An 11,868-nucleotide genomic window follows, 5' to 3' on the forward strand; every position below is an offset into this window, starting at 1 on the left:
ATCAAACGATATTTATAAAAAAAATCAACAATGTTGTTGCTAAATTTAACACGAAGGAGAAACAAAAATTTAACATTTGTACACGAATAGTCGACAGAGCTTTATAAATTCTCGTTAAAATTCAATAAATCTTAATCATTCACAAAAAAGGAAAAATGAAACAACTGTTATAACATTATTAACCGTTGTAAAGACAGTTTTTTTAGACAAAAAGCCCTTCTTAAAAAGAAGGGCTCCCGGAACAATTTGATTCAACAAACTACATATTTCGTCTGTACTGCCCTCCCACCTCAAACAGGGATTTTGTGATCTGTCCCAGTGAAGCGTATTTACACACTTCCATTAATTGCTCGAAGATATTCTTGTTCTGGATCGCCGTGCGCTGCAGTTCACTCAGCATAGCTTCCAGTTTATCTTTATGACTCTCGTGCAAAGCATTCAGCATGGTAATCTGGTACTGCTTTTCTTCTTCAGAAGCCCGAATGACCTCTTTCGGTTCAACCGTAGGCGAACCTTTTGAACTTAAGAAGGTATTTACTCCGATAATCGGGAAATCTCCGTTGTGCTTCAAGGTTTCGTAATACAAAGATTCCTCCTGGATTTTTGAACGCTGGTACATCGTTTCCATTGCGCCCAATACTCCGCCACGCTCTGTAATGCGGTCAAACTCGGACAATACTGCTTCTTCCACCAAATCGGTCAGTTCTTCAATGATGAATGAACCCTGAAGCGGATTCTCATTTTTCGCCAATCCAAGTTCACGGTTAATGATCAGCTGGATAGCCATCGCTCTTCGCACTGATTCCTCTGTCGGAGTGGTAATTGCCTCATCATATGCGTTTGTATGTAAAGAATTACAGTTATCATAAATCGCATACAAAGCCTGTAAGGTTGTACGGATATCATTGAAATCAATTTCCTGTGCGTGTAGTGAGCGCCCGGAGGTTTGAATGTGGTATTTCAACATCTGTGCACGTGCATTTGCTCCGTATTTCTTTGCCAGTGCTTTTGCCCAAATTCTTCTTGCGACACGACCTATAACGGCGTATTCAGGATCAATTCCATTAGAGAAGAAGAAAGATAAGTTGGGTCCGAATGCATTGATATCCATTCCACGACTCAGGTAGTATTCCACATAGGTGAATCCGTTAGCCAGAGTAAATGCCAGCTGCGTAATCGGATTTGCACCCGCTTCCGCAATGTGGTATCCGGAAATAGAAACCGAATAGAAATTACGCACCTGCTTTTCGATAAAATATTGCTGTACGTCACCCATTAAGCGCAATGCGAATTCCGTAGAGAAGATACAGGTATTTTGCGCCTGGTCCTCTTTCAAAATATCTGCCTGCACTGTTCCTCGAACCTGCTTTAAAGTCTCCGTTTTAATTTCTGCGTATATGTCTGCCGGAAGCACCTGGTCACCGGTCACTCCCAAAAGCATCAAACCTAACCCGTCATTTCCTTCCGGAAGTGCTCCCTGGTATTTCGGTCTTTCAACTCCTTTTGCTTTATAAATGGCTGCAATTTTTGCTTCTACTTCTTTTTCCAGCCCGTTAGCCTTGATGTATTTCTCACAATTCTGGTCAATCGCCGCATTCATGAAAAATCCAAGGAGCATTGGAGCCGGCCCGTTGATGGTCATGGAAACTGAAGTAGCCGGATGTGATAAATCAAATCCCGAATACAATTTCTTCGCATCGTCCAAACAACAGATCGAAACCCCTGAATTTCCTACTTTCCCGTAAATATCCGGTCTCAAATCCGGATCGTTTCCGTATAGAGTAACCGAGTCAAATGCCGTAGACAAGCGTTTTGCAGGCATTCCCAAACTCACGTAATGGAAGCGGCGGTTCGTTCTTTCAGGTCCACCCTCACCGGCAAACATACGGGTCGGATCTTCTCCTTCTCTTTTGAAAGGGAATAATCCGGACGTATAAGGGAATTCTCCCGGAACATTTTCCTGCAGTGACCAACGCAGAATATCTCCCCAGGATTTGAATTTCGGAAGTGCGACTTTCGGAACCTGTGTATGAGACAAGGATTCCGTATGCGTAGCCATTCTCAATTCTTTATCGCGTACTTTGAAAATAAATTCAGGTGCGGCATATGAAGCTTTTTTCGATTCCCAAGCCTCCAGGATCTGCCAGTTATGCGGATCCAGGTCACGTTTCACTGTTTCAAATGCTTCCTGGACACCTTTCACCAAACGGTCTTTGTCGTCCATGGAACTAGCCTGAAGTGTCTCGATAGAACGCTGCAAACCGTACAATTTATCAGCCACATCTACCTGCTTGTTCACCCACTTGTCAAAATTGCGGTTGTTCTCTGAGATCTCAGACAAATATCGCGTTCTATCCGGTGGAATAACGAAGATCTTTTCAGACATTTCCCTGGTGATCTCGAATTTCGAATCCAAAGGTGCATTCGTTTTCTCTTTCACCTTGTCCATGATTACCTTATACAGGGTATTCATTCCGGGATCGTTGAACTGAGAAGCGATCGTACCGAAAACAGGCATTTCATCTACCGGTTTATCCCACAAATTGTGGTTGCGCTGGAATTGCTTGCGGACATCTCTCAAAGCATCCAAAGCTCCTCTTTTATCGAATTTATTCAATGCTATCACATCCGCGAAATCCAACATGTCGATTTTTTCCAGCTGTGTAGCCGCTCCATATTCCGGAGTCATTACGTATAAAGAAACATCTGAGTGATCTAAGATCTCTGTATCTGACTGCCCGATACCGGAAGTTTCCAAAATGATCAGGTCGTAATTTGCTGCTTTTAAAATCTGGATCGCTTCAGCAACATGCTTGGACAAAGCCAGGTTTGACTGGCGGGTTGCCAGAGAACGCATATAAACACGGCTGTTTTTGATCGCATTCATGCGGATCCGGTCTCCCAACAATGCTCCTCCGGTTTTTCTTTTTGACGGATCAACCGAAACAACTGCAATCTGCTTATCTGTAAAATCCATCAAAAACCGGCGTACCAATTCATCTACCAACGAAGATTTCCCGGCACCACCTGTACCGGTGATCCCTAAAACAGGAACGTCATTCTTAGCAGCCATTTCGTGAACCTGCTTCATGACCGGTGCAGCCATTTCCGGGTAATTTTCCGCAGCAGAAATCAAACGGGCAATGGACGGAACGTGTTTTTCAGCCAAATGGTTTATTTCACCGTTCAGAACATCTCCAACCGGGTAATCGGAACGTTCCACCAAATCGTTGATCATTCCCTGTAATCCAAGTGCACGCCCGTCATCCGGATGGTACAAACGCGTGATTCCATAATTTTGCAGTTCTTCAATTTCGGAAAGCAGGATCGTTCCTCCTCCTCCACCGAAGATCTTGATATGCGGAGCACCTTTTTCCTTCAACAAATCATACATGTACTTAAAGTACTCGGTGTGTCCACCCTGGTAAGAAGTCATTGCAATAGCCTGCGCATCTTCCTGGATTGCAGTATCAACCACTTCTTCTACAGAACGATCGTGTCCCAGGTGGATTACCTCACAACCTGTCGACTGGATAATACGGCGCATGATATTGATCGCCGCGTCATGTCCGTCAAACAGCGATGCTGCTGTAACAATTCGGATGTTATTTTTGGATTTGTAGGGTGCTTGTTGCTCCATGTAATCGTTTTTTATTTTATAACGCCTCAAAGATAAGCCAAAATCAGAGTATGACACGGCTGTTGAAAAAAATATCACCAACAACTCATAACAACCAATAATTCATCAAATGGTCATTTCTTCCATTAAATGGTCGGAATGATCCGATTGAAAGTACTCTATTTGTACCATCATTCTGACACACTTATTCCTGAACCGGAAAACTTCATTCACTCTCAACTCATAACTACCTAAATCAAAACATTAGTCAGAGGCGATAAAAGTGATTATCGTCTCTTTTTTAGTAATCTTGCAAAGTGAAATTCAGTTGTTTTCTTGTGTTGTTGCTGTTCCTTGCTCCATGGGTAAATGGACAGGAATTGTATGGAGAGTATCTTGATCACCAGCAAGGATTACTTTCCAGGGAATGTTACGATATCATTTGCGACGAGAAGGGATATTTGCTTATCAGTACCCAATACGGTCCTGTAAAATACGACGGAGAAAAATGCATCCCTATTTGCATGAACCTCCCCATTGAGGAACGTGTTATTTATGATTTTGAAAAAGATCCGAAAGGAAATATCTACCTGCTTAACTCCAAATTCCAGATTCTGAAACTTCAAGGTAATAAAGCGATCAGAATAGGACCTGAAAAAGTATGCGACACTTCCAATAACATCATCTTTATTAAACTGCATTGGGCAAAAAGCGGATTGTATATTCTCAATCACCAGGCTTATCTGAAATACTCTTTTCAATCTAAAAAAATCCATACCTACTATCACGAATCTAACCCGGGCAATCAGCGATTAAAATTTGTTTATCATCCGGAATGGGAATTCCCGTTTAGAAAGTATACCCACGGAGATTATAATTTTAAAACCAACAACAACATAGGCATTCAGTTTAAAAACTCCGGTCAAAAGTTTAAATTCGTTAGTAAAGGGTTACCTGACACCCGGGAAGATCAGGTTACAGTTGGAAAAACCGACTATCTGCTAATTAATTCCATATTATTCAAAAAAAGAGGAAACCACATCACCCATACGAACTTAAGTGGAATCCTTTTCATGGAATATTTCTATAACCGGATTTGGCTTTGTACGTATAACGGCCTACTTGAATTGGATGCAGAGGGAAACCTTTTACAACATCACTTTAAAGGCGACCTCGTTGCAGGGGTCGCACCATTGAAATCAGGAGGAATTGCCATTTCATTTAACCGAAAAGGGGTGTTCATATGCTCCAATATCCACAACCAGATTTATAAAAACATCTCTGTTTCCTCAGCAGCACGGATTCATCCCTTTCATCTCCTGGGCACTACAAAGGGGGAGATTTACCAATACGATCATCATCGGTTAACTAAAATGACCCATATTGACTCTTTGGGATATTCCGAAAGTATAGGCATCCCGAATGCCATTTGGGAAATCAATGCAATCAACCGGAATCTGTTGTTTACTTCCACCAACGGAATTTATTGTTACAACCGAAATTTTCAACTGGTAAGAAAGCTTACTGATCCCAGATGCTACTACTTCGGTTTAATCGTTGATAAAAACAATTTATACCCGATTCAACGACAATGTATCCGCAAGGTAACCTGGAAGGATTGGAGCTCAAAGTCTTTTCAACAATATTATTTCTCTTCAAAAGGATACACTATTAAACACTTAAGATGTCACAACCGTTTAAATGATTCAATCATTCTTCTTGGAACTGATATTGGCCTGTTCTATTTCAATTTAAAAACGAATAAACATGCACGTACCTCTTTTTTTAAAAAGGAATATGCAGTAAGATCTATAGAAAAGACTGCCGCCGGTGAACTGGTTGTTTTTTCCCGTTACCACGGAATTTATTTTTTCAAGGCAAACACCCTGGTAAAACGGATTGATCCACCGAGCGTTTCTGTTATGAGAGGTTGGGTTTATAAAAATCACCTCATCATACAGGGAAATGACGGAGTTTTTATCCGCAATCTGAATCAATGGAAACTGAACGAATGGATCAATGCTTTCAAGGGTGAAACCCAAAGCGTTTTTGTGCTGCAAAACAGTTTGTTAATATCTAACGATAAAGACCTGATCATTACCGAATTGGAAGATTACAAAAAGGAGCAAATAACCATTATTTTAAATCGCGTTGGAATAGGGAATGCAAAAAAAAAACATTTACCTGCTCAAATTGCTCCGAACAGTTCGATCTCCCTGGATTTTGATATTCTGAAATTCGGTACTGATCGATTAGATATTTACTACAAGCTGATATCAAAAGGTGAAAACACCATTGACCAGGTCATCAAAGGAACACAAATCAATTTTGACGCCTTAAAAAGCGGCAATTATACGCTTGAAGTTTATCCTGTCATCAACGGCAAGATCCATTTCGAACAGCCGAAAAGATACCGTTTCAGAATAGAGAAAACCTTCTGGGAAAGTACTATTTTTTATATTGGAACAATTATACTGGCGGGTTCTCTTATTTTTTCAGTACTGTTATCCGTGAACCTGAGTCGAAAAAGAAGAAGTGCTCAGCGTTCTGAATTGGAGAGCAAACTCAATGAATATAAATTGCTGGCTGTTAAAGCACAGGTAAATCCCCATTTCTTAAGCAACGGACTGGCAGCTATTCAAGCATTGATCCTAAAAGGCGATAATGACAAGGCTGCGCAATACCTGGCAAAATTCAGTTTCCTGATGCGTAAAATCCTCTATTACAGTGAAACGCAATTCATATCTCTCAAACAGGAATTGGAACTCATCGATGCTTACCTGGAACTGGAATTGTTACGCTTTCGGAACCGTTTCAACATTCAAAAAGAAATTCACCTATCAGATAATCAACTGGAAAAATTTCAGTTTCCTTCCCTACTTCTTCAGCCCATCCTTGAAAATGCGATTTGGCACGGCTTGAAATTCCAGGAAAAAGATCCGGAACTTCTTATTTCATTCCAGCTGAATGAGAACCAGGAATTGGTCGTTCAGATCCGTGATAACGGACTCGGATTTAACACTTCCAACAAAAGTGAAGAACATTTATCAAAGGGCAATATACTCATCACCGAACGGATCGATACCCTCAATCAACAATTTCAAAACAAAGTAGCCCACATAGAAATCATCAGTTCAGGTAACGGTACAAACGTGATTTTTAGTTTCACCCCCCAACTATACCTATTCAAACACGTATGAAAGCATATCTGATAGACGACGAACAAGCAAACCGGGAAGTCCTTCAAATCCTGATCCAGAAATACTACCCGGAGATTACTGTCATCGGTGAATCCGACAATTTGAATACTTTTTTGGAAAGCAGGCAGATCCAGGAAAACACCGATTTGTTGTTTTTAGACATTCTGATGCCCGACAGTACCGGTTTTGATTTGTTGAACCAACTCCAAAAACGCACTTTTGAAGTCATTCTTGTAACCGGGTTCGAACAATTTGCCCTGCAGGCATTCGAGCACTCTGTCATTGATTACGTATTGAAACCTATTGATAAAGACCGCTTTTGTTCCGCCATTGAAAAAGCAAAAAAACGGATCTCTGAAAAGGAATTGCTTCATTCGATGCAAAAACAATGGGACGACCGTTCCAAAATTGCGGTAATTAAGAACAAAAAGACGTTCTACGTTAACTGTTCAAGCGTTGCATACATGGTCGGACAATCGGGAGGGTACACCACTATTTTCTGTAAGAACGGAGAATCATACCTGCTATCCAAATCTCTCAGTTCTCTGGAAAGTGAGTGCCAGGACATCCCCTACTTCATCCGGGCGAGCCAATCGGTTATTATCAACCTGGATGATATTGTCAGCTGCGACCAGGGCGGATCAGGATATATCGGACTAAAAACCAATGACTTTGAAGTATTTCTTCCCCGGAGAAAAAAACGAGAGGTGCTTCAGCAGGTAGAAGCTTACCTGAAATCAAAATCCTAAGAAAAGTTCAAAAGGTTTAACGTGTTTAATGAGTTCAATTTGAACATTTGAACCATTTCCTATTCCGCAGAAAAACCCTCTTCGGTTGGCAGTAAAAGTGCTTTTCCGTATTTCTCGATACGAAGTGCGTGCCGTTTTTTAACGTAATCGGCAATTGGAAGCGATTTCCCTTCTTCGTCAATCCGCACAAATGTCATGTTGGTATGTGTCACCAGGTCCTGGTTTCCGGTATACACATTGTGTTTGCGGATTTCCATATACAATTCGATGGACGAATTCCCGAAGCGGATCACTTTTCCGTAGACTTTCAGGATCGCACCGGATTTCACCGCTTTCTTAAAAACCAATTCATCCACTTTGATCGTAACCATGTTGGGAGAATCGCAGATCTGAGAGGCAAAAGAACCGGCAGCGTCATCAATTAATGACATTAGCTTACCACCAAACATGTTGTTGTGAATGCCTATATCAAAATCCTTACAAATATATGTGGTGATCAATTCCATTTCCATTACGCTCAAAACTGGCACAAAAGTAACAAGAGATCATTTAGGAATAATCAAAACACACGAAATGTTTTATTTCCTTTAACAAAGCTTATGACTATATTATGTATTATTGTGTTGTGAAAAATTCCTTGCTCACTATTGCTTTGTTATTGTTTTTTGTTCCTTCCCGGGGACAAACAGGCAGTACTGATTCTATTTACAAGCTGGGGAAATCCGAAAAGAACATCCGGAAAAAATTACTGCTGCTCAATGAATGCATTGCTAATGGCTGGTATTATGGCGACTATGACAAAGCGATCAGCTATGGAAAAGAATCCCTGAAACTCGCACATAAATACAAACAGGACTCCATTGCCAGTCTTATGGATAACAACATTGGGATTGCATACGATTACAAAGGAAACTATTCGCAAGCCCTGGCACATTTCTTCAAAGCACTGCGCGTGGCTGAACGGATCAAGGACAAAAATAACGAAGCTTACATCCTCAGCAATATCGGATTGATCTATAACAATGAGGAACAATACGAAAAAGCACTTTGGTATCACCAAAAATCACTCAAAATACGCCGCCAGCTGAAATTTCAGAGAGGAATTTCTGCTTCTGTAAACAACATGGCTATCGTGTTTATGAACCAGGAAAAATATGAAAAAGCCATTCATTATTACCACGAAGCCTTAGCCATTGATCTGGAATTAAAAGACAGTGTGGGACTTGCAGATGATTACAATAACCTGGGTGTTTGCTACCAACAGAAAAAAGATTTCAAAAAGTCGGAATATTATCAGCTCAAATCATTGGAACTGCGTCAGAGGCTGCATCAACATTTGGGTGTGGCGACCTCCAAGCTAAACCTGGGTGTTTTGGCGGTGAAAAGTGGAAAATTGACCGAAGCAGAAAAATACCTGAACGAATCCATGGCTGCCGCTAAAAAACTGGGAGCGAAAGAAATTCTGAAATCAGTTTACCAATCACTTTCCGAACTGGGTGACAAACGCGGAGATTTTAAATCTGCCTTTGAGTACCTCCATCTATTCAACCAGGTAGAAAAAGAACTGGCCAACGAAGATAATATCCGCAAGCAGACCCAGGAAGAAATGAACTACAAGTTCGATAAAGAACGCGAAACACAGCGTTTGAATCAGCTTGCAACCGCTTTAGAGAATAAAAAGAAACAGGAACAAGCCCTGATCATCAACTGGGCCATTGCCATTGTCGGAATCCTTGTTCTTGCATTTTCGCTGGTCCTTTACCGCCGATGGAACGAAGCAAAAAAGCAAAAAGTGATTATCGAAGAGAAAAACCGGCAGGTCGAGGAGAAAAATCACGAGATCCTGGACTCTATCACTTATGCCAAGCGCATTCAAACGGCCATTCTTCCTTCTTCGCAATTGCGTGCAAAAGTTCTTCCCGAGCATTTTGTCCTTTACGAACCGAAAGACATTGTTGCCGGAGATTTTTACTGGCTGGAAGAAACCGATGACTCCATCATTTTTGCTGTTGCCGACTGCACCGGACACGGAGTTCCTGGAGCCATGATGAGCGTTGTCTGCCACAATGCCTTAAATCGTTCCGTAAAAGAATTCGGATTAAGAGATCCGGGATCCATCTTAGACAAAACAAGGGAACTCATTGTGGATGAACTCTCGAAAGAGGAGGAAGACATTGAAATTTCCGACGGGATGGATATTTCCCTCTGTACCTGGAACAAAAGCACCAATGAGATCACCTGGGCCGGGGCCAACAATCCGCTTTGGATCTGGAAAAAAGAAAGCCAGGATATGCTGGAGATCAAACCGAACAAACAGCCGATCGGGAAACATTTTGACATGAAGCCTTTTACAACCCACTCCGTTGAATTACGAAAAGGCGACCGCATTTACCTCATCACAGATGGTTATGCAGATCAGTTTGGCGGACCGGACTCCAAGAAATTCAAAGCCAAAAACCTGAAAAACCTGCTGGTCCAGATTTCCAACGAAAAGATCAACCGTCAGATCGACATTTTGAGAACGACTTTCTTCAACTGGAAAGGTGATTTGGAGCAGATCGATGATGTTTGTATTATGGGAATTGAGATTGAGTAATTCCGAATTCCCAATTACGAATTACGAATTATTAGATTTGAGTCAAGACAACAATTATCGCTTCTACCATAATAAATCCTATTTTTATAATGATGATCTACTAGTTTATTAACCCTATTCAGATAAATTGATTTAGTCAGTACCATTTGAAATCTGAATATTTTTAACAAATCTTCCTAATCAATGGAAAAAAAATATCAAGTATTTGTAAGTTCAACTTATACAGATCTTTTAGAAGAAAGGCAGGAAATTATGCATGCACTTTTGGAATTAGATTGTATTCCTGCCGGAATGGAATTATTTCCCGCATCTAATGAAGATCAGTGGAGTTTGATTAGAGGAGTAATTGATGATTGCGATTATTATATTGTAATTATTGGAGGTCGATATGGCTCACTTGGGGCAGAAGGCATTAGTTATACAGAAATGGAATATCGATATGCTTTAGAAACTGGAAAACCAGTCATAGCTTTTTTACATAAAGACCCAGAATCAATTCCCAAGAAGAATACCGAGAAGACACCAGACGGTCAAGAAAAGTTAGAGGCATTTAAACTTCTTGTACAGCAGAAAATGTGTAAATATTGGACAACTCCACAAGAATTAGGAAGCGTTGTAAGCAGGAGTTTAATTAATCTTCAGAGAAAATTTCCAGGTATCGGTTGGATAAGAGGAAATGTAATTTCAAGTTCTGAGGCTAATGTCGAAATCTTAAAATTAAAAAAGGAAATTGAGACTCTGCAAAATAAACTTAGCGAAGTAAGAACTAAAGCTCCTGATGGAAGCGAAAAATTTGCTCAAGGAGATACTGAAATTGAACTAAATTATTTACTGAAATACGGGAACTATCGTCCTGAGGCTAAATCCTACAATAAAAAATTTAGGAACAGATGAACAAATCTCACCAAACAAACAAAAAAAAAGGAAAACAAACAGTTTACTAACAGATCTACAAACAAAAAATATATTAAAAGATAAAGAAAAATCATAAAACAAAATAATCTACAAACATACAAATCTGAAAAAAATTAAAAAAATCGCCGTTTCTAGGACTGACCGACGCTGCTTCAACTTGTGGCCTTCTTCGACTTGCGATTATCTTAGAGAGAATCTGATCTACGACAACGAACAAAGAGAGTGAAGAGTTTGCGCGAAGAAATGAAATCACCGAAAATGGCGAAGAACATAGAACGAGCCGGCGGTCTTGATGAGAGGCGACGCTCCAGCCGGCGAAAAGTGCGCGAAGAACAACAAAGATCTCGAAGAAACAACGTAGATCTCGAAGAACAACGAACGAGCCGGCGAAAGGGTGAGAGGATGAGAAGCAACGAACGAGCCGACGATTTTTGAGGGGATGATGAGAGGAGTGAGAGGAAAGAGGCGTGAGATCTAAAGGGTGAGAGGAAGAGAAGGAGTTGAGAGAGGCGTGGAGTGAGAGGAGTTGAGAGAGGCGTGGGATTTGTAGGGAAAAGAGGAATAAAACCCTAAGCTAGCTTTGTCACCCTTTTATATATGTTTTAACAATATTGCTGCTGCGGTTTTCATCAAAAATCGCAGCAATATATTAAAATATAATTTTTAATTTTATTTTAATATATTGCTGCGGTTTTCATCAAAAACCGCAGCAACTGTCTCTTATACACATCTCCGAGCCCACGAGACCGTACTAGATCTCGTATGCCGTCTTCTGCTTGAAAAAAAAAA

The 11,868-nt window shown here is 40.7% G+C and carries 6 protein-coding genes; 4 read left to right on the plus strand and 2 right to left on the minus strand.

Going from position 1 to position 11,868, the window contains the following annotated elements; translation table 11 throughout:
- Nucleotides 1-259 precede the first annotated feature (259 nt).
- Entirely contained in the window at nucleotides 260-3,640 is a 3,381-nt protein-coding gene (locus QZT69_RS13090) for a methylmalonyl-CoA mutase family protein (protein WP_294674884.1), read from the minus strand.
- A gap of 317 nt (nucleotides 3,641-3,957) precedes the next feature.
- Here QZT69_RS13090 and QZT69_RS13095 point away from each other — a divergent pair, with 317 nt between their 5' ends.
- Nucleotides 3,958-6,819 (plus strand): histidine kinase, encoded by a 2,862-nt coding sequence (locus tag QZT69_RS13095; RefSeq protein WP_294674886.1) that lies wholly within the window; start codon nucleotides 3,958-3,960, stop codon nucleotides 6,817-6,819.
- On the plus strand, nucleotides 6,816-7,568 hold the full coding sequence (locus tag QZT69_RS13100; protein WP_294674888.1) for a LytTR family DNA-binding domain-containing protein: 753 nt from the start codon (nucleotides 6,816-6,818) through the stop codon (nucleotides 7,566-7,568). Before QZT69_RS13095 ends, QZT69_RS13100 begins: the two co-directional genes overlap by 4 nt.
- A 59-nt stretch (nucleotides 7,569-7,627) precedes the next feature.
- Here the strand turns inward: QZT69_RS13100 and QZT69_RS13105 are convergent, their stop codons facing one another.
- Nucleotides 7,628-8,080, minus strand: a complete 453-nt coding sequence (locus tag QZT69_RS13105; protein ID WP_294674891.1) for a hotdog domain-containing protein — start codon at nucleotides 8,078-8,080, stop codon at nucleotides 7,628-7,630.
- Nucleotides 8,081-8,193: 113 nt separating this feature from the next.
- Here QZT69_RS13105 and QZT69_RS13110 point away from each other — a divergent pair, with 113 nt between their 5' ends.
- Entirely contained in the window at nucleotides 8,194-10,164 is a 1,971-nt protein-coding gene (locus QZT69_RS13110) for a tetratricopeptide repeat protein (protein ID WP_294674893.1), read from the plus strand.
- A 183-nt stretch (nucleotides 10,165-10,347) separates the two neighbouring features.
- Nucleotides 10,348-11,058 (plus strand): DUF4062 domain-containing protein, encoded by a 711-nt coding sequence (locus QZT69_RS13115; RefSeq protein ID WP_294674895.1) that lies wholly within the window; start codon nucleotides 10,348-10,350, stop codon nucleotides 11,056-11,058.
- The last annotated feature ends 810 nt before the right edge of the window (nucleotides 11,059-11,868 follow it).

Source organism: uncultured Fluviicola sp. (assembly GCF_902168135.1).
GTDB lineage: Bacteria > Bacteroidota > Bacteroidia > Flavobacteriales_D > Crocinitomicaceae > Fluviicola.